At 71.6% G+C, this 20,064-nt stretch carries 21 protein-coding genes; 11 read left to right on the forward strand and 10 right to left on the reverse strand.

Annotated features, from left to right (window positions below):
• Positions 1-13 precede the first annotated feature (13 nt).
• A complete protein-coding gene (locus AB0878_RS10150; RefSeq protein WP_366578402.1) occupies positions 14-1,438 on the reverse strand; it encodes a lamin tail domain-containing protein in 1,425 nt (474 codons plus the stop codon).
• A 149-nt stretch (positions 1,439-1,587) separates the two neighbouring features.
• On the opposite strand from AB0878_RS10150, the gene AB0878_RS10155 reads away from it, so the two are divergent.
• Entirely contained in the window at positions 1,588-1,983 is a 396-nt protein-coding gene (locus AB0878_RS10155; RefSeq protein ID WP_366578404.1) for a hypothetical protein, read from the forward strand.
• 82 nt (positions 1,984-2,065) lie between these two features.
• Here AB0878_RS10155 and AB0878_RS10160 read toward each other — a convergent pair whose 3' ends face one another.
• Positions 2,066-2,809, reverse strand: coding sequence for a hypothetical protein (locus tag AB0878_RS10160; protein ID WP_366578405.1), 744 nt, complete (start codon positions 2,807-2,809; stop codon positions 2,066-2,068).
• A gap of 126 nt (positions 2,810-2,935) precedes the next feature.
• On the reverse strand, positions 2,936-3,283 hold the full coding sequence (locus tag AB0878_RS10165; RefSeq protein ID WP_366578407.1) for a hypothetical protein: 348 nt from the start codon (positions 3,281-3,283) through the stop codon (positions 2,936-2,938).
• 156 nt (positions 3,284-3,439) lie between these two features.
• Between AB0878_RS10165 and AB0878_RS10170 the strand changes: the two genes are divergently transcribed.
• Complete coding sequence (locus tag AB0878_RS10170; protein WP_366578409.1) at positions 3,440-3,982, forward strand: hypothetical protein; 543 nt, start codon at positions 3,440-3,442, stop codon at positions 3,980-3,982.
• Position 3,983: 1 nt separating this feature from the next.
• Here AB0878_RS10170 and AB0878_RS10175 read toward each other — a convergent pair whose 3' ends face one another.
• A complete protein-coding gene (locus AB0878_RS10175) occupies positions 3,984-5,021 on the reverse strand; it encodes a helix-turn-helix domain-containing protein (RefSeq protein WP_366578410.1) in 1,038 nt (345 codons plus the stop codon).
• A 96-nt stretch (positions 5,022-5,117) separates the two neighbouring features.
• On the opposite strand from AB0878_RS10175, the gene AB0878_RS10180 reads away from it, so the two are divergent.
• Entirely contained in the window at positions 5,118-6,008 is an 891-nt protein-coding gene (locus AB0878_RS10180) for an alpha/beta hydrolase (protein ID WP_366578412.1), read from the forward strand.
• A 21-nt stretch (positions 6,009-6,029) separates the two neighbouring features.
• On the forward strand, positions 6,030-6,395 hold the full coding sequence (locus tag AB0878_RS10185; RefSeq protein ID WP_366578414.1) for a cupin domain-containing protein: 366 nt from the start codon (positions 6,030-6,032) through the stop codon (positions 6,393-6,395).
• A gap of 78 nt (positions 6,396-6,473) precedes the next feature.
• Here AB0878_RS10185 and AB0878_RS10190 read toward each other — a convergent pair whose 3' ends face one another.
• A complete protein-coding gene (locus tag AB0878_RS10190; RefSeq protein ID WP_366578416.1) occupies positions 6,474-6,914 on the reverse strand; it encodes a GNAT family N-acetyltransferase in 441 nt (146 codons plus the stop codon).
• Between the two features lie 188 nt (positions 6,915-7,102).
• On the opposite strand from AB0878_RS10190, the gene AB0878_RS10195 reads away from it, so the two are divergent.
• The gene (locus AB0878_RS10195; RefSeq protein ID WP_366578418.1) at positions 7,103-7,540 is read left to right on the forward strand and encodes a hypothetical protein; all 438 of its coding nucleotides are present in this window, start codon (positions 7,103-7,105) and stop codon (positions 7,538-7,540) included.
• Positions 7,541-7,743: 203 nt separating this feature from the next.
• On the forward strand, positions 7,744-8,790 hold the full coding sequence (locus AB0878_RS10200; RefSeq protein ID WP_366578420.1) for a ferritin-like protein: 1,047 nt from the start codon (positions 7,744-7,746) through the stop codon (positions 8,788-8,790).
• A 44-nt stretch (positions 8,791-8,834) separates the two neighbouring features.
• Here the strand turns inward: AB0878_RS10200 and AB0878_RS10205 are convergent, their stop codons facing one another.
• Positions 8,835-10,163 (reverse strand): aspartate aminotransferase family protein, encoded by a 1,329-nt coding sequence (locus AB0878_RS10205; RefSeq protein ID WP_366578422.1) that lies wholly within the window; start codon positions 10,161-10,163, stop codon positions 8,835-8,837.
• Between the two features lie 84 nt (positions 10,164-10,247).
• Between AB0878_RS10205 and AB0878_RS10210 the strand changes: the two genes are divergently transcribed.
• Positions 10,248-11,165, forward strand: coding sequence for a LysR substrate-binding domain-containing protein (locus AB0878_RS10210; RefSeq protein ID WP_366578424.1), 918 nt, complete (start codon positions 10,248-10,250; stop codon positions 11,163-11,165).
• A 40-nt stretch (positions 11,166-11,205) separates the two neighbouring features.
• Here AB0878_RS10210 and AB0878_RS10215 read toward each other — a convergent pair whose 3' ends face one another.
• The 3 genes from AB0878_RS10215 to AB0878_RS10225 all read right to left on the reverse strand — a co-directional run bounded on the left by AB0878_RS10215 (position 11,206) and on the right by AB0878_RS10225 (position 13,112).
• Positions 11,206-11,400, reverse strand: a complete 195-nt coding sequence (locus AB0878_RS10215) for a hypothetical protein (protein WP_366578426.1) — start codon at positions 11,398-11,400, stop codon at positions 11,206-11,208.
• Positions 11,401-11,511: 111 nt separating this feature from the next.
• On the reverse strand, positions 11,512-12,417 hold the full coding sequence (locus AB0878_RS10220; RefSeq protein ID WP_366578427.1) for an aldo/keto reductase: 906 nt from the start codon (positions 12,415-12,417) through the stop codon (positions 11,512-11,514).
• On the reverse strand, positions 12,414-13,112 hold the full coding sequence (locus tag AB0878_RS10225; RefSeq protein ID WP_366578429.1) for a FadR/GntR family transcriptional regulator: 699 nt from the start codon (positions 13,110-13,112) through the stop codon (positions 12,414-12,416). The genes AB0878_RS10220 and AB0878_RS10225 overlap by 4 nt, the downstream gene beginning before the upstream one ends.
• A 194-nt stretch (positions 13,113-13,306) precedes the next feature.
• Between AB0878_RS10225 and AB0878_RS10230 the strand changes: the two genes are divergently transcribed.
• Complete coding sequence (locus AB0878_RS10230; RefSeq protein ID WP_366578431.1) at positions 13,307-15,754, forward strand: glycoside hydrolase family 95 protein; 2,448 nt, start codon at positions 13,307-13,309, stop codon at positions 15,752-15,754.
• Between the two features lie 13 nt (positions 15,755-15,767).
• Here the strand turns inward: AB0878_RS10230 and AB0878_RS10235 are convergent, their stop codons facing one another.
• On the reverse strand, positions 15,768-16,832 hold the full coding sequence (locus AB0878_RS10235; protein ID WP_366578433.1) for an FCD domain-containing protein: 1,065 nt from the start codon (positions 16,830-16,832) through the stop codon (positions 15,768-15,770).
• A gap of 161 nt (positions 16,833-16,993) precedes the next feature.
• Here AB0878_RS10235 and AB0878_RS10240 point away from each other — a divergent pair, with 161 nt between their 5' ends.
• The 3 genes from AB0878_RS10240 to AB0878_RS10250 are packed head-to-tail and all read left to right on the forward strand — an operon-like array spanning position 16,994 to position 20,060.
• A complete protein-coding gene (locus tag AB0878_RS10240; protein WP_366578435.1) occupies positions 16,994-18,262 on the forward strand; it encodes an extracellular solute-binding protein in 1,269 nt (422 codons plus the stop codon).
• Positions 18,259-19,149: a sugar ABC transporter permease gene (locus AB0878_RS10245; RefSeq protein ID WP_366578437.1), complete on the forward strand. Its 891-nt coding sequence runs from the start codon at positions 18,259-18,261 to the stop codon at positions 19,147-19,149. The genes AB0878_RS10240 and AB0878_RS10245 overlap by 4 nt, the downstream gene beginning before the upstream one ends.
• A complete protein-coding gene (locus tag AB0878_RS10250; RefSeq protein WP_366578439.1) occupies positions 19,146-20,060 on the forward strand; it encodes a carbohydrate ABC transporter permease in 915 nt (304 codons plus the stop codon). The genes AB0878_RS10245 and AB0878_RS10250 overlap by 4 nt, the downstream gene beginning before the upstream one ends.
• Positions 20,061-20,064: the final 4 nt, after the last annotated feature.

The raw sequence follows: 20,064 nt of genomic DNA on the forward strand, positions 1-20,064 counted from the left end.
CGTCAGCAGAACGTCAGCAGCTGATGCTGCCCTTCCGCAACGCGTGTCCGCCGTCGTTGCTGTCGTCGGACCAGTACACCGGCTTCGAGCCGCCCGAGCACTCGCTCGCGGGGGCGACGGAGAAGCCTTCGTTGTTGTAGTTCGACATCCCGCTCGGCCGGTTGTACACCGCGGCCGTCGTGAAGGAGCCCGACGAGACCTGGAACGTGCGGTGCTGCCCGTCGCACGTGTCGTCGCAGACGGCCCACAGGCGGGAGGCCTGCGGTTCCCACTGCAGCTCCATCACGCCGTCCATCCCGCTGCTGAAGGAAGCCACGCGGGTGAACGCGCCGGAGTCCTGCAGCACGTAGCCGTAGATCATGCCCGTGCCCTCGACGCCGACGAAGAACACGCCGCCGGTGTGGGAGCCGTAGCGGCCGGGGGAGTAGGCCGCGCCCGTGGAGGAGTCCTTGAAGCCCGCCGCGGTCAGCGACGCGTCCGGCACCCAGGTGACGCCCTCGAAGCCCGAGTTGGAGTCGACCGACGGCAGGTCCGACGTCAGGTTCCATTCCTGCGCCGCGTTCAGCGTGGTCGCCGAGCCGCTGACGTCGTAGCGCAGCACGGAAAGCCGGCTGGTGCCGGACTTGTCGCCGTCGCGCTCGGTGGCCACGAAGACGCCGGCCGAGGAACCGGAGCCGGTGACCGTGACGCCCTCGTCGTCGGGCGTGCCGGAGCCGTTGGGGAAGTGCAGCTTCTTGCCCGAAGACCAGCCGGACGCGGTGTCCGGCTTCCAGCCGCCGGAGCCGTTGGACACGAGGCGCCACAGCTTCCCGGAGTTCTGGGCCGCCCACAGCACGCTGCCCTCTTGGTACAGACCGGAAAGGTCCTCGCCGAAGACGTTCGACGCGTCGGCCGTCGACACCGAACCGCTGCCCGGCCACGCGACCGGCGACGTGCCCTGGCCCGAGCCGCCGCACGCGTTCGGCCCGCCCAGCGTCAGCGCGGACGCCTGGCGGAACGAGCCTGTGCCGTCGGGGCAGCGCGACCACGACGGGTCGGAGTGCTCGTCCCAGCCGAAGCTGTCGACGAGGGTGCTGCCGTTGGCGAGGTAGAGGCGCGCCTCGTCCTCGGAGCCGAGGCCGAACGCGTCGTGCACGTCGAACGAGCGGAACGCGCCCGGCGCCAGCGTGGTGCCGGACGGGATCTTGAACTTCGAGCCGTTGTCGTCGTCCTTGAGGATCCACCCCGAGAGGTCGGCGGTCGCGGTGCCCTTGTTGTAGAGCTCGATCGAGTCGTTGACGTCGCCGGTCGTCACCACCTCGTTGATCCGGACGTCGTCGGCGGGCGCCGCACTGGCCGCGGGCGCGGTGAGCGCACCGAGGACCAGCACGGGTCCGGCGACGGCGACGAGGGGACGACGGAGGCTGCGGTGCCACCGGCGAACGCGTGAATCGGTCACGGAATCCGTCCTGAGGTCGGGGAACAGGGCCACCCGACAGTTCCGACCCGGGCCGAACACGCGCCCTCCCGCGGATGATCGCGGTGTGAACGCTGGACGAACGCGCGAACTCGGTGGCTCGTTGTTCCACTCTGTGGTTACCTCGGCCGGTGAACGTGCTCCGTCTGGTCCCGTCGGTACGCCCGGGTGAGGTATTCCCCGGAGGCGCCATCCGGACGCACCGCGAGTACCTGGACTTCGAGATCGACGGCGCACGGCTCGGCGAGTCGTTGCGTTCCCGGGGCGACGACGTCATCGCGGTCGCGCCCGCCGATCTCGGCCTCGACGCGCTGCCCGACGGCCGCGTGCCGTTGTTCGTCTGCCCGGAGTGCGGCGATCTCGGCTGCGGCGCGGTGACGGTGATCGTCGAGCGGACCGCCGACGAGGTCGTGTGGCGCGACTTCGGCTGGCAGACCGACTACGACCCCGAGGTGTCCCGCGAGAGTTACGCCGGGCTGGGGCCGTTCCGCTTCGCGCGTGCGCAGTACGACGCGGTGTTTTCCTGACCGTGCGCGGAAACGCCGAAGGGACCCCGGGGGATCCCTTCGGCGCTCTCGTTTGTTGTGCTTGCGCGTTGTGCTTGCCGGGTCAGCCGGCGAGGCGGATCGAGGCGACCTGGCGGTCGAAGCCGATCTTCTCGAGGTCGGGCGCGTCGCCCGTGATCAGCATCGACTTGCCGGTGCAGCCCGCGCCGGTCCAGATCTTGTAGGTGCCGTCGGCGTCGATGGAGCGGACGAGGTCGGGGTTGCGGACCTCGTTGCAGCCCTTGTCGCTGGCGACCTGGGAGCCGTCGGGCTCGGAGAAGTTCTTGCCGCTGTCGAGGAGGGCGAAGGTGGAGGTGAGGTTGGCGTTGGCGGTGCCGCCGTTGTTGCCCCCGTTGTTGTTTCCGCCGTTGCCGGTGCTGCCGTTGTTGTTGCCGCTGGTGTCGTCGCCGGCCAGCTTCACCGACACCGTCTTGTTGTCGAAGCCGAGCTTCGCGAGGTTGCTCACGTTGCCGGTGACGGTGATCGACTTGCCGGTGCAGTTCGCGCCGCTCCACAGCTTCAGCGTGCCGGTCGCGGTCAGCGACGAGGTGACCTTGGGCCGGGCCAGCGTCTGGCAGCCCTTGCCGGAGATGCCCTGGGAGGCGCCGTTGTCGGAGAACGCGGCGTCGTCGAAGAGGGTCGCGCTGGTCGCGCTCAGCGCCCCGGCCGGCGCGGCCGCGGCGGCGCGCAGGTTGTCGGCCCCCGCCGGTGCGGTCGTCGCGCCGTCGCTGCCCGCGCCGCACGCGGACAGCACCGCGGCACCCGCCGCGGCGAAAGCGGCCAGGAACATCGCCTGCTTGCGGAACATGAGAACACTCCCCGTTGTCCTTGGCACCCGGTTCGTCCGGGCGACTCGACGAGGACACGGCTGCCGGATCCCGTGCGGTTCACCGGTTCCGGAAGTTTCTTCCGACCGAAGTGGACGCCCCGGCCCTCACCGCGCCGGCCGGTCCGCGCGCTCGGGCTCGTGGTGCTCGCGCCCGAAGTCCGCCGACCGGATCGAATGGCCGCGCCGGTTGTACGGCTGGAACAGGTACTCGCCCTCGATGCGCACCCCGTCGTCCAGGTACCGCAACCACAGCCCCACATACGCCACCGCGATCCCCGGCACCGCGTACCCGGGACTGTCGAACCGCCCGGCCACCGTCCCCACGACGGCGGCCGCGACGAGCCCCAACCCCAGCGCCAGCCACCACGCCCGCTTGCGCCGCGTGGTCCGGACGTCCAGCACCCTCACCGGCACGCCCGCCCCGCAGAACCCGCACGCGAGCGTCACCTCCACGACCCCCTCCCCACGCCGCACGGGAATCGGGAACATCCGGTACACGCTCCGCCCGCCGCTCCCCGGCCCACGTAATGCGCCCACCGCGCGGACGGCAGCTCTCCGACTTCGGCCACGCCCATCGCGTAGTCGCTGTGCGCCCGTAAGCTTCGGGACGTGAAGGTGGAACCGGTCGACGTCGATCACCTGGGTGATCGAGTCGGTGCGTGGCTGCAGTGCGTTCTCGAAGGTTCTCCTCCGGCGGTGCGGCGCGCGGCGAGTTCGATTTCGCGCTGGGGTGTGCTGGAGCCGCAGGGCGTGCGGGTGACGGATCTCCTCCGGGGATTCGGGCGTACCGCGGACTTCCCGGCCGCCGCCGACTTCTTGCGGGCGACCGTGGACTTTTCCACGGTGCTGGTGGAGGACCGGCTGAGCCGTGCCGGGGATCCGAACGTGTATCCGGCGGACGAGGTTCCGGCGATGCCCGCGGATCCCGTGAGCGTCGACCTGGAGGTCTCCGTGTTCACCGTGGCGTCTTCGGGAGCCTTGACCGGGATCCTGCAAGGGATGAGCCACTGGCAGTTCCCGGTCTTGCTGATGGTGCGTTGCGCCGCGGATCCGGCCACGCTCAAGCACGACATCCTCCAGGGCCGCGTCCGGAACGTCGCCGGTGTGGTGGTCTCCTGCTGCGACGGCGAGACCGTCCTCGTCTCGCGGTGAGTCAGGCCTCCAGAAGCCGCCAGGCGGTGAGGGCCAGTTGGGCGCGCGCAGGGCCCGTGGGGGAGACCAGGCTGTAGCCGAGGGTTTTGCCGAGCTGGTCGAGGCGGCGGGCGACGCTGCTGTGGTGCAGGTGCAGCACGTCGGCGGCGCGGCGGACGGAGCCGGTGGCGCAGTAGGCGTCGAGGGTGTTCAGGTCGTCGGCGGCGAGGCCGGCGAGGGCGGCCACGTCGGTGTTGTCGCGGGCGGCGTCGCCGGGGACGTGGGCGAGCAGGGCCAGGGCGCCGAGCGAGCAGTAGTCCACGACGGGCTGCCGCGGGGTCGTGAAGCGCAGCGCCGTCCGGGCGGACAGCCACGAGCGCGGCAGCGGCCCGGGAGACCCGATCCCCGCCCGCACGTCCGGCGGGAAGCGCGAGGCGTCGACGGCGGTGAGGAGCAGGACGCCCACCTCGCCCAGCGGAGCCGCCTTCACGGGGCGCCCGGGGCTCACCAGGGCGCCGAGCTGGTCGAGGGGCAGCGGCGAGCGCACGGCCACGACGCGCACGGCCGCGCCGGCCGGGTCGACCGCATCCGCCCCGAAGCCGAGCAGGCGCAGGGCCCGCGCGCGGGCAGCGTCGTCGGTGCCGGGGCTGATGGCGAGCTCGACGAGGGCCGGGTCGGCCATGGTGGTGCGGGCGGGGCCGTAGCGTTCGACGACGGCGGCCGCGGCGATGGCCAGGCGGTCGAGCAGCAGCCGGTCTAGGGGCAGTGGCGACGGGCGCTCCAGCCAGACCGCGCCGATCTGCTCGTCGTCCAGCGTGATGGCGACCGTGGTCGACGCGTGGCCGGCCGACGGCGCGGGGCCGTCCGGGGCGACGCGGAACGTCTGCCCGGTGCCGTCGAGCCGGATGCCGGCTACGCACTCGGCCAGGCCCGCCGACGCCCGGGCCAGCGCGGCCAGGTCGACGCGCCGGCGGATCAGCGTGTCGTAGAACATCACGACGCGGATCGCGCCCTCGGCCTCCGAGTCCAGCTGCGACAGCCGGACGACCAACGCCTCCATACCCGGCAGCGTACGCGGCGAGCGTCGCGTCATCAGGCGATTTCGCGCGACGCCCGGCGGGCGACGCGGCGCCCGGGCGGCGGCAGGATCGTCGGCATGAACCCGGAACTCGAAGCCTTCCTCCCGCTGTTCCCGCCCGCCGACCTGGACGATCCGGTCGTCGCCCGCGAGAAGCTCGCCGGCCTGTCCGCCTCCGCGCCGCCGCCCGACACCTCGGGCCTCACGGTCGAGGACCACACCGCCGACGGCGACGTCCCCGTGCGCCTGTACCGGCCGCGGCAGGCCCACGGCGCGATCATCTGGCTGCACGGCGGCGGCTTCGTCATGGGCGACCTCGACACGGAGCACCCGTGGGCCGCGCGCATCGCCGACGTCGCCGGCGCTGTGGTGATTTCCGTCGGCTACCGGCGGGCTCCGGAACACCCGTTCCCGGCCGCCGTGGACGACGCGTACGCGGCCCTGACCTGGGCCGCGAAGAACGCGGCGGAGCTCGGCCTCGACCCGGCCCGCATCGCCGTCGGCGGGCACAGCGCGGGCGCCGGGATCGCCGCCGCGATCGCGCTGCGGGCCCGCGACGAGCGCGGGCCCGCGATCCGCTTCCAGCTGCTCAACCAGCCCGAGCTCGACGACCGCCAGGACACCTGGTCGGCGCGCACCTTCACCGACACGCCGTGGATGACACGCGACAAGCTCGCCGCGACCTGGCGCCACTACCTCGGCGGCGCCCCTGGCACGCCCTACGCCGCCCCCGCGCGGGCGGCCGACCTCGCCGGCCTGCCGCCCGCGTACGTCGCCACCGCCGAGTTCGACCCGCTTCGCGACGAGGGCATCACGCACGCGCTGCGCCTGCTGCAATCGGGCGTCTCCGCCGAGCTGCACCAGTGGCCCGGCACGTTCCACGGCTCGCAGGCGATCCTGTCCGCCGAGGTGTCACAGCGCCAGATCGCCGAACTCGCCGACGCCCTCCGCCGCGGCCTCACCGCCTGACCCACCACCGAAAGGAAACCCATGACCCCGATCGACCTGTTCACCTCCTTCCTGCACCTGACCGCCGACGGCCGCGCGGCCGCGACACCCCGCACGGTCGACGGCGAGCCCGACGACTGGCACCTGATGACCTTCCACGCCACCACCGACGCCGACGTCCACTCCGACCACTGGGAGATCCACGCCGCCGCCGACGAGCTCGTCTGCTGCCTCAGCGGCGGCTTCCGCCTGTACCTGCGCGACGACGACACCCCGGCCACTCTCACCCCGGGCACCGCGGCGGTCGTCCCGTGTGGACGGTGGCACCGCCTCGAGCTCGACGCCCCCAGCGACCTCCTGTCGGTCACGGTCCCGAGCGGGACGCGGATCGAACCCCGGGCCGCGTAGGCCGTCTGCGACCCTGGCGAGCTGAATCAAGGCTTGTCGAGCACGGACAACACGAACGGCTCGCCGCGATGGCTGATGTCACGGTCGTACCGGAACCCGAGCCGCTCCATGACGGCTCGCGACCGTCCGTTGTGGACTTCGGTGAACGAGATGACCCGTGACGCGGCCAGCTCGCCCCCAGGCGAACTCCAGGCCGGCCCGGCCGATTTCCGTGGCGTAGCCGCGGCCCCACAACGACTCGCGCACGGCCCAGCCGAGTTCCCACTGCCCGTCGCGGGTCCGGGAGAGGCCACCGCGGCCGATCAGAACGCCGTCGGCGCGGTCGTACGCGAGCCATTTGTGGGCGCCGTCGGAGTGCCAGGACCGGCCCATCTCCGTGGCGGTCCGCAGGGCGTCTTCGGCCGTCCATGCGCCGTACCAGCGGGCGATGCCCGGGTCCTGGTGGAGGCGGAACAGATCGTCGGCCAGCTCGGGGCCGACCGCTTCGAGGCGGAGACGTCCGGTGTAGCGGGCTTGCACCGGTGGCATTCTTCCGGCCCCGATCGGTGGGACTCAAGGCGTTTACGCGCGGCCGGTCGCCGTCGCCTGGCACGATGCCCGGACAACGCAAAGGGGAGGGCATGACGTATCCGCAGTATCCCGGTCCGCACTTTCCGGCCGCGCCGGTCCGAAGCGCCCCGCGGAGCCCGGCGGGAGGCACGGCGGTCGTGACCGGCGTGCTGGCGATCATCTGCAGCATCGCCGCGTTCATCAGCGCGATGTGCGGGCTCATCGCCGTCGTGGACGGCGAGGTCGTCTCCGGTGGGGCGACCGTCGTGCTCAACCTGGCCGTGACGGGAGTCCTGCCGGCCGGCGCGATCGCGGTCCTGCGGAGCCGTCCGGCCGCGCGGATGTGCTTGATCGTCGGCAGTGCCCTGGCCATCGTGGAGCTGTTCGCCGCGACGGTCCTGCCCGAGGTCGACGTCTACCTGCTGTACGAGGGCGGTCCGGACACCCTGCGCGCGTTCGCGCTGGACGGACTGCCCTGGCTGGCCGTGGCGATTGGCATCCTCGTACTGGCGCTGACGACACCGGCGGCGCGGCAACCCGGGCCGGGACCGTCGGCGAGGCCCGGCGGCGGGTGGGACCAGCCACGCTCTGCTTGACGCATGCCACCACGGCCGTCTGAAACCCGGTGCTCCCGCTCTGACCTCGTGGCTCGGCCGGACCTCGTGCCCATGGTGACCGGGCCGGGCCCGCCGGGGTGACACCCCGTCCGGGGGAAAGCTGTCACACATCCGCCCGCCGTCTTGTCCTGCCTCGCGAAACCCGAACCCGAACTCGCGACCCGCCGAGACGAGAGGCACAAATGGACACCAGTCCCGCTCCCGCCATCGACAGCGTGGCCGAGCTCCGCCGCCACCTGCAGTGGGCGATCGAGCTCGAACACGCGACGATCCCGCCTTACCTGTGCGCGCTGTATTCGCTCGATCCGGGCCGCAACGCCGAGGCCGCGCAGGTCGTCGGCAGTGTGCTGGCCGAGGAGATGCTGCACTTGGCGCTCGCGGCGAACCTGCTCAACGCCGTGGGCGGCGAGCCGAAGCTCGACGCGCCGCAGCTGCTGCCCGCGTACCCGCACCCGCTGCCCCACGGGGACCCGTCGTTGCAGGTCAACCTCGTGCCGTTCGGCGCGGAGGCGCTGGAGCTGTTCCTGAGGATCGAGCAGCCCGAGTCGGCCGACGCGCCGCCGCAGGCCGACGGCTACCGCACGATCGGGCAGTTCTACGCCGCCGTGCAGGCCGGGCTGAAGAACCTGTGCGAACAGCTGGGGGAGGAGGCCGTGTTCTCCGGTGACCCGGAGCGGCAGATCGGTGAGATGCACCTCCGCAGCGGTGGCGGCAGCGTGATTCCGGTGCACGACCTGGATTCCGCGCTGGCCGCACTCGCGGAGATCGTGGAGCAGGGCGAGGGCGCCGCGCGCATCGAGGTGTGGGACGGCGACCGCGACGTCTTCCACCCCGAACGCGACGAGGTCGCCCACTTCTACCGCTTCCAGGAGCTCAAGCACGGCCGCCGCTACGCCGAGGGCGACACCCCGCAGAGCGGCCCGACGGGCGAGGAGATCAAGGTCGACTTCGACGGCGTGCTGCCCATGCGCCGCAACCCGAGCCCGGCCGACCACCCCGAGGACAGCCCGATCCGCCGGGCGCAGGGGGAGTTCGACAACACCTACTGCCTGCTGCTGTACCTGCTGGAGGACGCCTTCACCGGCAACCCGGGCGGGCTGGGCGCCACCGTCGGCGTGATGTTCCAGCTGAAGGCGCAGGCCCAGGCGCTCATGAAGATGCCCACCGGCGACGGGAAGACGACGGCGGGGCCGACGTTCGAGTACGTGCCGCCCGAGCAGCGGTCCTGAAGCGACGGTGGGAGTGCCGGCGGCGAACCGGCACTCCCACCGTCCTAAAGCACGGCGCGCGCGTCGCCGATGGCTTCGTCCAGAATGGACAGTCCGAGTGAGAGCTCCTCCTCGGTCGCCGTCAGCGGCGGCGCGATCCGGAAGACGCCGCCCATGCCCGGCAGCTGCACGATGTTCATGTGCAGCCCCAGTTCCAGGCAGCGCCGGGTGACGAGAGCGCCCAGCGCGTCCGAGCTCTCCTTGGTGGCGCGGTCCACCACGAGCTCCAGGCCGGCCAGCAGGCCGCGGCCGCGGATGTCGCCGACGACCTCGTGGCGTCCGGCGATCTCCTCCAGCCCGCTGCGGAGGAAGGCGCCGAGCGTGCGGGCGCGTTCGTCGAGCCGGTCGCGGGTCAGCACGTCGAGCACGGTGTTGCCGACGGCCGCCACCAGCGGGTCCGAGACGTGCGTGGTGAAGAACAGGAACCCGCGCTCGTGCGCTTCCTGCTCGATCTCCGCGCTGGTCAGCACGGCCGCGAGCGGCAGGCCTGCGCCGAGCGTCTTGGACACCGTCAGGATGTCCGGCACGACGCCGTCGCGCTCGAACGCGTACCACGTGCCGGTGCGGCACATGCCCGTCTGCGCCTCGTCGAGGATCAGCAGCATCCCGCGTTCGCGGCACTTCTCCTGCAGTGCCGCGAAATACCCCGGCGGCGGCTCGATGATCCCGCCGGAGCTGAGGATCGGTTCCACCAGGCACGCGGCGAGGCTGCCGACGGACTGCGCGTCGATCAGGTCGAACGAGAAGTCGAGCTGCCGGCGCCAGTCGAGAGTGCCGTCGGCGTGCGTGAAGTCGGGGCGGTAGGTGTTGGGCGCGGGAATGGCGAAGTTGCCGGGTGTCGCGGGGCCGTAGCCCTTGCGCCCGGCGCTGTAGGTCGCGGACGCGGCGGCCTGCGTCATGCCGTGCCACGACCGCGCGAACGACACGATCTCGTGCCGGCCCGTGACGAGCTTGGCCACGCGGATCGCGGCCTCGTTCGACTCGGCGCCGGTGGTCAGCAGCAGCGCCTTCTCCAGCGGCGCCGGCAGCGTCTCGGCCAGCCGCCGCGCGAGGTCGACGACCGGGCGGCTCAGCATGCCGCTGAACAGGTGGTCGAGCGTGCCGATCTGGCGGCGCACGGTCTCGACGATCTCGGGGTGCGAGTGGCCGAGGATCGCGCTCATCTGGCCGGAGGTGAAGTCGAGGATCTTCCGGCCGTCGGCGGTGTAGAGGAAGCTGCCGGCGGCGCGTTCGATGATCTCGCGGGTGAACGCGCCGCCGTAGCGCACGAGGTGGGCTTCGGCGTCGGTCCAGAACGTGTCGGCGGACAGCGGGACAGTGGTCGGAGCAGCCATGTCCCCGACGGTAAGTCCGCGCCGAGCGACACGTCCAGCTCACAATTCCGGACGTTCTGTTCGGCTGAGCCGCACAATGGGAAGGTGCTGAACCCGTGGCGCCTGCGCCTGCTGAGCCGGCTCGACACGCTGGGCACCATCCGCGCGGTGGCGAGCGCGTCGAACCTGAGCGCGTCGAGCGTGTCGCAGCAGCTCGCCGTGCTGGAGACCGAAACGCGCACCAAGCTGCTGGAACGCACCGGCCGCCACGTCCGCCTGACCCCGGCCGGGCTGATCCTCGCGCGCCGGGCCCGGGCGATCCTCGACCACATGGACACGGTCGAGGCCGAGCTGCGCGGCCTCGGCGACGAACCCGCCGGCCTGGTGCGGCTGGGCGCGTTCCAGAGCGCCGTCCACACGCTCGCCGTGCCCGCGGTGACGCGGCTGGCCGCGGCGCACCCGGACCTGCAGGTCGAGGTGCTGCAGCTGGAACCGCACGAGAGCATGCCCGCCCTGCGCGTCGGCGACGCGGACCTCATCATCACGACCACGGACTTCGTCGAGCAGCCGCTGGACCCCGACGTGGACCTCGTGCCCCTCGCGACCGACCCGATCGTGCTGGTCATGCCCCCCGACCACCCAGCGACCCGCCGCGGCGCCGTCGACCTGGCCGCCTTCGCGGACGAGCCGTGGTCGCTCGACCTGCCGCAGTCCTACATGGCCAATCTGACGCTGCGGCTGTGCCGGCAGTCGGGTTTCGAGCCGCGCGCGGTGTGCCGCTTCAGCAACTACATGCTGGCCCTGCAGCACGTCGAGGCCGGCTTGTCGATCACCCTGCTGCCCGGCCTCGCCGTCGACCCCCGCTACCGCGTGACCACCCGCGAACTCGCGGCACCGGTCACGCGCACCATCACCGCCGCCGTCCGCCGCGGCTCCCCGCAGCGCGCCGCGGTGCAGGTCGTGCTCGACGCGCTGCGGAGGACTCCGCCGGTTTCGGCGGGTGCACCGGGTGAGGAGGGGTGACGCTGGGTCGTACCCGACACCTGGGCAACTCCCCGAGGGCTCAGCGGTTCGCGTTGAACTCGAGCACCTCGTCGAGGCGGGTCGACCACGCCGGGGACGTGCGGCGCAGGCCGACGACGAACGGGGCGGGCCGCCGGGGGCGTCGCGCCCGCGAAGCGCTCGGTTTGCTGCGCCACCAGCGGTTCACCGCGCCTCGGTGGTCGCTCATGCCGTTCAGCCCCTCTCGTCCGGTCATGATCCACTCTGGCAGCGCGGGCGCGATCCCGCACGCGTCCGGGTGGTGGGCCAGGCGGTCCGGGAATCAGGTGTGCACGACGGTCACAGCCTTGTCAACAGGGGGACACGATCACCGGATGACGGTGAGCGCGTCGATTTCCGACCACAGCGCGTCCGGGATCGCGGTGGTGAGGTGGGCGGCGTTCTGCTCGACCTCCGCCGGTGTGCGGGCGCCGATGACCAGCGCCGTCACGGCCTTGTGCCGCAAGGGAAACTGCAACGCGGCCGCGGGCAGGGCGACCCCGTGCCGGGCGCACGCGGCGGCGAGCGCCTCGACCGCGGCGCGCACGTCCGGCGGCACCGGCAGGTAGTCGAAGCGCGCATCCGGGCCGGGGTCGGCCAGCACGCCGCTGTTGAAGACTCCGCCCGCGATCACGTCCACCCCGCGGGTTTCGCACAACGGCAGCAGCTCGTCGGCCGCGGACCGGTCGAGGAGGGTGTAGCGGCCGGCGATGAGCACGCAGTCGAGGTCCGTCTCGGCGACGAACCGGGCCGGCATCCTCGGCTCGTTCATGCCGACGCCGATCCGCCGTACCGCGCCTTCGTCGCGCAACCGCGCGAGGGCCGGGTACGCCGCGCCGACCGCGGTTTCCCAGAAGTCGTCGGGGTCGTGGATGAACAGGGTGTCGAACCGGTCCAGACCGGTGCGGTCGAGACTCTCCGCCAGCGAGGTGTAAACGCCGTCGGCCGAGTAGTCGCGCACCCGCACGAGCCCGTCTTCCCCGGAACGCAGCAGCCGGCCGACCTTGGACGACACGGTGAACTCGGCGCGCGGTTTGTCGCGCAGGAACGCGCCGAGCCGCCGTTCCGCGACTCCGGCGCCGTAGTGCGGGGCGGTGTCGAAGTAGCGCGTGCCGGCGGCCCACGCCGCTTCGAGCGTGGCCCGCGCGGCGGCGTCACCGAGGTCTTCGTACAGGCCGCCGATCGCCGACGTGCCCAGGCCGACGGTTTTGCCGGCCGCGGTCGTGGGTGTCACTCCGCCTCCCCGGAACGGGCGCCGTGCACGCGGCGCAGCCAGCGTTCGGTGGTGCTGATGTGCACGAGGGCGGCGGCTTGCGCGAGCGTCGCGTCGCGTTCGGTGAGTGCTTCGTAGATCGTTTCGTGCTCGGACAACGTGCCCTCGGCCGAGCCGGCCTCGACCATCCCGCGCCACACCCGCGCGCGCAGGGTGCCGCCGGAGATGCCGTCAAGCAACGTCGCCAGCGCTTCGTTGCCGGTCGCGGCGGCCACGGCCCTGTGGAAGGCGGCGTCGTGCTGGTTGAGCAGCTCGACGTCGCCGGCCGCGGCGCGCATCGCCTCGAGGTGACCGTGGATCCGCGCGAGGTCCTCTTCCGTCGCCCGGGTGGCGGCGAGCCCGGTGGCGATCGGTTCGAAGAGCCGGCGCACCTCGGTCAGCTCGAGCAAAGTGTTGCCGTGCATGAGTTCCACGGCCAGCCCGAGTCCTTCGAGCAGGACGGTGGGGGCAAGGCTCGTGACGTATGTGCCGTCGCCGCGGCGCACGTCGAGCACGCGGGCGACGGCGAGCGCCTTCACGGCTTCGCGCATGGGGGAGCGGGAGATGCCCAGCTCGGTGGCGAGCTGCTGTTCCGGCGGCAGCTTCGACCCCGGTGGCAGCTTCCCGGACTGGATCAGCTCGCGGATGCGGGCGATCGCCTCGTCGGTGAGTGACACGCGGGCGACGGTAGCCCCAGACATGTGATGTCTGCAAGAGGTCCAGACGAGAATGCGCTGACCGGCCGACGGTATACCAGCTCTTTTCCGATGTGGTCTGGACACCCGCGCGCGGCTCGCCTACACATACATATGTTCTTTGCGGCCCGTGAGCCGATCCCGTTCCCCTCCCCACCGGACGAAGGAGTCCCCTCATGTCCTCACCCGGCTTCTCCCGCCGGAGCCTGCTCGGCGCGGCGATGGCGAGCGGCGCGCTCGCCCTGACCACCGCGGCGCTCGGCCGCGTCACAGCCGCCGGGGCAACCCGGCCCGCCCCGGATTCCGTGCTGTGGTTCGACGAACCCGCCACGCTCTGGCAGGAACAGGCGTTCCCCGTCGGCAACGGCGCGGCCGGCGCGATGATCTACGGCACCGTCGACAGCGAACAGATCCAGTTCAACCACGACACGCTGTGGAACGGCGGCCCCGGCTCCCACGACGAGGGCCACGAGTACAACTTCGGCAACTGGTACGAGCCGCGCCCGACCGCGCTCGCCGACGTGCGCGCGAGCATCGCGGCCACCGGCAGCGCCGACACCGGCCCGGCGACCGCGGCGCTCGGGCAGACGAAGTGGGGCTACGGCGCGTACCAGACCTTCGGGGATCTGTTCCTGGACCGCGCGACTCCGGCCGGCGCCGTGACCGGCTACCGGCGGCAGCTGGACTTGGCGACGGGGCTCGCGACCGTCGGGTTCACGACCGCCGACGGTGTCACGCACACCCGCGAGCTGTTCGCGAGCTTCCCGGACCACGTGCTCGTCACGCGCCTGTCCGCGAGCCGGGGTGGGCAGGTGTCGTTCACCGCGCGGTTCGCGACGGCCGACAACCGCGCCGTCACGTATTCGGCGCAGGACGGCCGCATCACGATGCGCGGCGCGCTGACCGACAACGGCATGGTGTTCGAGGCGCAGGTCCAGGTCCTCGCCGAGGGCGGGCGCGTGACCACCGACGCCGCCGGCCACGTGACGGTGACCGGCGCGGACGCGGCGACACTCGTGCTCGCGCCCGGCACGGACTACGCACCCGTGTACCCGCACTACCGCGGTGTCGACCCGCACCGGGCCGTGACGTCCACAGTGGACGCCGCCGTGCACCGGGGCCACCGGGGTTTGCGCGAGCGGCACCTGGCCGACCACCGCGCGCTGTTCGGGCGCGTGCGCATCGACCTCGGGCAGCAGCCGGCAGCGGTGCCGACCGACGAGGCGTTGCAGGCCTTCAAGCAGGCCCGCAACCAGGGGCAGATCAGCGCCGACCCCCAGCTGGAGATGCTGCACTTCCAGATCGGCCGGTACCTGCTGATCGGCTCGTCGCGCGAGGGGTCGCGCCCGGCGAACCTGCAGGGCGTGTGGAACGACTCGACCAGCCCCGACTGGCAGTCGGACTACACCACGAACATCAACCTGGAGATGAACTACTGGCCCTCCGACGTCACCAACCTGGCTGAGACCGTGCCGCCCTTGGTGGACTTCATCGACGGCCTGCGCGCGCCGGGCCGGGTCACCGCACGTGACCTGTGCGGGGTGCCGCAGGGGTTCGCCGCGATGAGCCACGTCAACGTCTTCGGCTACACCGGCGTGTCCACGAACGCCGCCACCTGGGCGCCCGAGTCGACCGCGTGGCTGATCCGCCAGCTGTGGGAGCACTACCTGTTCACGATGGACGAGGACTTCCTGCGGCGCCGCGCGTACCCGATCCTCAAGGAGCACACGCAGTTCTGGCTCGGCTACCTCGTCACCGACGCCGACGGGACGCTCGTGGTCAGCCCGAGCTTCTCGCCCGAGCTCGGCCCGTTCACCGCCGGTGCCACGTACTCGCAGACGATCGTGTGGGACCTGTTCACGAACACGCTCGCCGCTGCGAAGATCGTCGGCGACCACGCCTACCGGCCGATGCTGGAGAAGACCCTCGCGAAGCTGGACGCAGGCCTGCGGATCGGCTCGTGGGGCCAGCTGCAGGAATGGAAGACGGACCTGGACGAGGCGGACAGCGGCCACCGGCACATGTCCTTCAGCTACCCGCTGTTCCCCGGCCACCAGATCACGGCCGAGGGCACCCCGGAGTACTACGAGGCCGCCCGCGTCGCCGTCGAGGCCCGCACCGCGCACACGGCGCAGAACGACATCGGCTGGAACCGCGCGCAGAAGATCAACGCCTTCGCCCGCCTCCACAACGGCGACCAGGCCCGCGAACAGCTCGACCACCTCCTGTGGCGCAACACGTTCCCCAACTTCCTCAACGACTGGCCGTTCCAGATCGACGGCAACTTCGGCGTGGCGTCCGGCGTGGCCGAGATGCTGCTGCAAAGTCACGCCGGCTTCGTCGAGGTGCTGCCCGCTCTGCCCACCGGCTGGGCCGCCGGCTCCTTCCACGGCCTGCGGGCTCGGGGCGCGTTCACGGTCAACGCGTGGTGGACGACCGGCCGGGTCACGAAGGTCGAGGTCATGTCCGATGTGGGCGGCGACCTGAGGCTGCGCGCCACGTCGCTGTCCGGCGGCGCCCGCGTTCACGCCACCGGCGGCCCGACGCCGCACTTCACGCTGCGCGCCGGCGAACTCTCGATGCCCACCCGGCGGGGCGCCACCTACACGGTCACCCCGGCGTGAACCCGATGCCCGCTCAGCTCAGGCTCGCCCGGCCGCGGGCGTGGGCGCCGAACAGGCGGGCGGCCTCGTCCGGGTCGCCGGCGGCCAGTGCGGCGACGAGGTCGGCGTGGCGTTCGGCCATGGCGGACCAGTCGCCGTCGTAGAGGGGGTTGCCGACCACGTGCAGGCCCCACAGGTTGGGCTCCATCGTGCGCCACAGGCGGGCCAGGAAGGAGTTGCCGCTGGCGGCGCAGACGTCGCGGTGGAAGGTGATGTCGGCTTCGCGGAAGGCGCCGATGTCGCCGGCGGTCGCGGCGGTGCGCATGCGGTCCACGGACTCCTCGAGCAGGCGCAGGGTCCGCGGCTGCACGCGCGTCGTCGCCTCGCGGGCGGCGAACTCCTCCAGCACCACGCGCACGGCGCGCACCTCGCGGGCCTGTTCGGCGGAGATCTCGGCGACGTAGTTGCCGCGGTGGGGCAGCGAGCTGACGAGGCCCTCGTGCACGAGCCGCTTGATGGCCTCGCGCGCCGGGGCCTGGCTGGTGCCGAGCTGGCGCGCGATGGCCGACTCGACGAGCCGTGCGCCGGGCCGCAGCTCGCCGTCGATGATCTGCTGGCGCAGCACCTGGTGGACCTGGTCGGACAGCAGGCCCTGGCCACCGCGGTCCGGAGTGGACAGTCGCGTCGGCGCGGGTTCCGGGCTGCGGTGCTCGCGCCAGATGCGCGACACCGTGGACTGTGAGAGGCCGACCGTGCGGGCCAGTGACCGCGTGGTCGGCACCTCGCCGCCGCGGCGGGCCTCGGCGATCGCGGACAGCACGAGCCGCTCGGCTTCCGCGCGGTCCGGGCTGCGGGGCCGGCCCGGCCGGGGTGCGTCCGCGAGCCCGTCGGGACCGCGGCGCAGGAACCGGTCACGCCACTTCGCCGCCGTCGCCTCGCTCACGCCCAGGCGCCGCGCGACCTCGGGCACGTCGAGACCGTCGGCGCAGCTCAGCACGATCCGGCTGCGCAGCCCGAGCGGGCCCGCGTCCTGGCTCGCCCACCCCAGCAGTGTCGATCTCTCCGCGTCGGTCAGCCGCACCGTGGCGTCCTCCGTCATGGGACATGAGGATACACACTTCTGACTCATCCATCGGACTTCTGGCTGATTCTGCGCGTTGACAGGCTGATTTACCGCGAAGTACAAATCACTCAGCAGTCGTTAGCTGAACCAAAACCCGCACCCCACCCATTCACGCGGTTTCTCAACGAGGAGGAGCGATGCGTCCAGCTCGTACCCGCGGGGGCATCGCCGTTCTCGGCGCCCTGCTCTCGCTCACGCTCGCCGGTTGCGGCGGCGGGTTCGCGGACTCCGGCGCCGCGGGCGGCGGCACCGGCTCGATCCGGATGCTCGTCAACGTCACCCCGAACCTCACCCAGGACTTCTGGGACCGCCTGGTCGCGCCGTTCGAGAAGGCGAATCCGGGCGTCGACGTCGTGATCGAAGCCCCGTCCGGCAAGGGTGTCTCCGACACCCTGCAGCAGCAGCTCGCCGCGGGCGACCCGCCCGACGTCGTCGAGACCCTGATGGCCGATCCCACGCTCGCGCCCCAGCTGGTGGACCTGACCGGCGAAGACTGGGTGAAGAACACCCCGCTCGCCCAGGAGGCCTCGCTCGGCGGCAAGATCTACAACGTCGGTGTCGGCGAGCAGGCGCAGTCCCTGGTGTTCTACAACAAGACCGCGTTCACCAAGGCCGGCATCACCACGTCACCGTCCACACTGGACGAGATGACGCAGGACCTCGGCAAGCTCAAGACCGCGGGCTACCTGCCGCTGCAGACCTCCGGCGACTTCGCCACCGGCCTGCAGCTGCTGCAGCTCACGGACCCGGCGCTGGCCGCGGCGAACCCCGGCTTCTACGCCGACGTGCGCGCCGGCAAGACCACCGTCGGCAAGGCGATGCTGCCGTACCTGAAGCTCTACCAGTCGTGGCTCGACCAGGGTTACGTCGACAAGAACGCGCTGGGCCTGAAGTACCCCGACGCGGAAACGGCCTTCCTGCAAGGCAAAGCGGGCATGTTCGTGATGGGCAGCTGGTTCACCGCCTCGGAGGCCAAGGCCAAGAAGGACTTCGAGGTCGGCGTCTTCGCCGCTCCCGTGTCCGGCGGCCAGCAGAGCCCCGGCGCGCAGGGTGCCACGATGGCCGCGCCGTACCTGATCATGAAGTCGACCCAGCACCGCGACCTCGCGACGAAGCTGGTGCGCTGGCTCGTCACCGACCAGCAGGCCGTGGTGGCGCAGCTCAAGCAGGACGGCAACTTCCGCACCGGCGTGCAGCGCGAGTTCACGCCGCTGGAGCAGCAGGTGCAGAAGATCCTCGACGCCGCACCGGCCAAGGTCGCCCAGGGTGAGGGCTACGGCGACTCGACCTTGCCGCGCGGGTTCAACTCCGCGTGGAACACCGAGGTCCAGGGCCTCTACATCGGACACTCCCCGGAGACGGTCGCCGACGCCGTCGACCGCTGGGTGTCGGCGCACGCGAAATGAGGCCGCCGGGAAGGCGCCGGGACGGTGGCGTCGCCACCGCGGTGATGGTGCTGCCCGCGACCGTGCTCTACACCGTGATGCTGATCGTCCCGGTGGGACTCGCGATCTACTTGAGCCTCACCGACTGGGACGGCTACAGCGCGGCCCCGGCGTTCGTCGGCGGCAGCAACTACGGCGAGGTGCTCAGCGATCCCGAGTTCCGCAGGGCCGCGTTCGTCACCCTGCTCGCGGCGGTGGTCGGCACGGTCGGCATGAACGTGCTGGGCCTCGGCTTCGGGACGCTGGTCAGCCGCACGACGCGGGTGAGCTCGATCCTGCGGACGATCCTGTTCTACCCGCACGTGCTCTCCGCGCTCGTCGTCGGGTTCCTCTGGAGTGCGATCCTCGGCACCAACGGCGCGGTCAACAGCTTCCTGACCGGGCACGGCGCGAAGCTGCTGCCGTTCCTGTCCGATCCGGACTGGGCGACGGCCACGCTCATCGCCGTGCTCGTGTGGGCCCAGTTCGGTGTCTCCACCGTGCTCTACGTCGCCGGTCTGCAGACCGTGCCGCGCAACCTCCTGGAAGCGGCACGGATCGACGGCGCGACGAAGTGGCAGACCTTCCGCCACGTGACGCTGCCGTCCATCGCGCCGGTGGTGACCGTGAACCTGGTGCTGAGCCTCATCACGCTGCTCAAGACCTACGACCTGGTCGTGTCGCTCACCTCGGGCGGCCCGGCGGGCCAGACGCAGACGCTGGCCTACCTCATCCTGTGGAACTCCTTCCACGACGGCCGCCTCGGCTTCGGCTCCGCGCAGTCGGTGGTGCTGATGATCGTCACCGCCGGGCTCGCCCTCGCAGTCACCCGGCTGCGCCGCCGCGCCGACCAGGGAGCGCACGCATGACCACCGCCACCCGAGCCGCTCCGGCGAAACCGGCCACGCCACCACCCGCGACTCCGCCGGCCCCGCGCCGGCGGACCGGCGGGAATCCGGCCCGGCTGGTCCTGCGCGGACTGCTCCTGCTCGTCGTCGCCGTCGTGATGCTGGTGCCGCTGTACCTGTTGCTGGTCAACGCGTTCAAGGACCAGCAGGACATCCTGGCCGACCCGTTCGGCCTGTCCGGCGGGCTCACGCTGGAGCACCTCGGCGCGGCGTTGCAGAACCCGCGGTTCTCGATCGTCAAGGGGTACGCGATCACCGTGCTGTTCGTGGTGCTGGTGAACGTGTTCTCCGTGCTGCTCGCCGGCCCGGCCGCGTACGTGATCGCCCGCAGCACCAAACGCCTATTCCGCGTGCTGATGGTGTTCTTCCTGGCCGGCACGTTCATCCCCAGCCAGGTGCTGGTGATCCCGGTCGTCTACGTGCTCAAGACGCTCGGTCTCATGGGGACGATCCCGGGTTACGTGCTGTTCGAGACCACGCTGACGCTGCCGTTCTCGATCTTCCTCTACGCCGGGTTCATCCGCACCGTGCCGCGCGACCTCGACCAGGCCGCGGCGCTCGACGGGTGCGGGCGGATCCGCACGTTCTGGCGGATCATCTTCCCGCTGATGCGCCCCGCCGTGGCCACCATGGTCATCCTCAACACGTTCTCGGTGTGGAACGACTTCGTGAACCCGCAGACCATCCTCGGCCCGAGCAGCGGGCTCTACACCGTGACCACCGGGATCTACGCCGCGGTCGGGCAGTACCAGACCGACTACACCGTGGTGTTCCCGACGCTGCTGCTGGCCATCGCCCCGCTGCTCGTGTTCTTCGTGATCATGCAGCGCCACATCATCTCGGGCCTCACCGCCGGTTCGACCAAGGGCTGAACAG

It is taken from the genome of Amycolatopsis sp. NPDC047767 (assembly GCF_040704195.1).
Classification (GTDB): Bacteria; Actinomycetota; Actinomycetes; order Mycobacteriales; family Pseudonocardiaceae; genus Amycolatopsis.

Bases quoted from the DNA above. Each gene is read 5' to 3' on its own strand.
- AB0878_RS10160 (WP_366578405.1), bottom strand. From the start codon at position 2,809: ATGTTCCGCAAGCAGGCGATGTTCCTGGCCGCTTTCGCCGCGGCGGGT.
- AB0878_RS10230 (WP_366578431.1), top strand. From the start codon at position 13,307: ATGTCCTCACCCGGCTTCTCCCGCCGGAGCCTGCTCGGCGCGGCGATG.
- AB0878_RS10180 (WP_366578412.1), top strand. From the start codon at position 5,118: ATGAACCCGGAACTCGAAGCCTTCCTCCCGCTGTTCCCGCCCGCCGAC.
- AB0878_RS10245 (WP_366578437.1), top strand. From the start codon at position 18,259: ATGAGGCCGCCGGGAAGGCGCCGGGACGGTGGCGTCGCCACCGCGGTG.
- AB0878_RS10175 (WP_366578410.1), bottom strand. From the start codon at position 5,021: ATGGAGGCGTTGGTCGTCCGGCTGTCGCAGCTGGACTCGGAGGCCGAG.
- AB0878_RS10215 (WP_366578426.1), bottom strand. From the start codon at position 11,400: ATGACCGGACGAGAGGGGCTGAACGGCATGAGCGACCACCGAGGCGCG.
- AB0878_RS10235 (WP_366578433.1), bottom strand. From the start codon at position 16,832: ATGACGGAGGACGCCACGGTGCGGCTGACCGACGCGGAGAGATCGACA.
- AB0878_RS10205 (WP_366578422.1), bottom strand. From the start codon at position 10,163: ATGGCTGCTCCGACCACTGTCCCGCTGTCCGCCGACACGTTCTGGACC.
- AB0878_RS10240 (WP_366578435.1), top strand. From the start codon at position 16,994: ATGCGTCCAGCTCGTACCCGCGGGGGCATCGCCGTTCTCGGCGCCCTG.
- AB0878_RS10200 (WP_366578420.1), top strand. From the start codon at position 7,744: ATGGACACCAGTCCCGCTCCCGCCATCGACAGCGTGGCCGAGCTCCGC.
- AB0878_RS10250 (WP_366578439.1), top strand. From the start codon at position 19,146: ATGACCACCGCCACCCGAGCCGCTCCGGCGAAACCGGCCACGCCACCA.
- AB0878_RS10185 (WP_366578414.1), top strand. From the start codon at position 6,030: ATGACCCCGATCGACCTGTTCACCTCCTTCCTGCACCTGACCGCCGAC.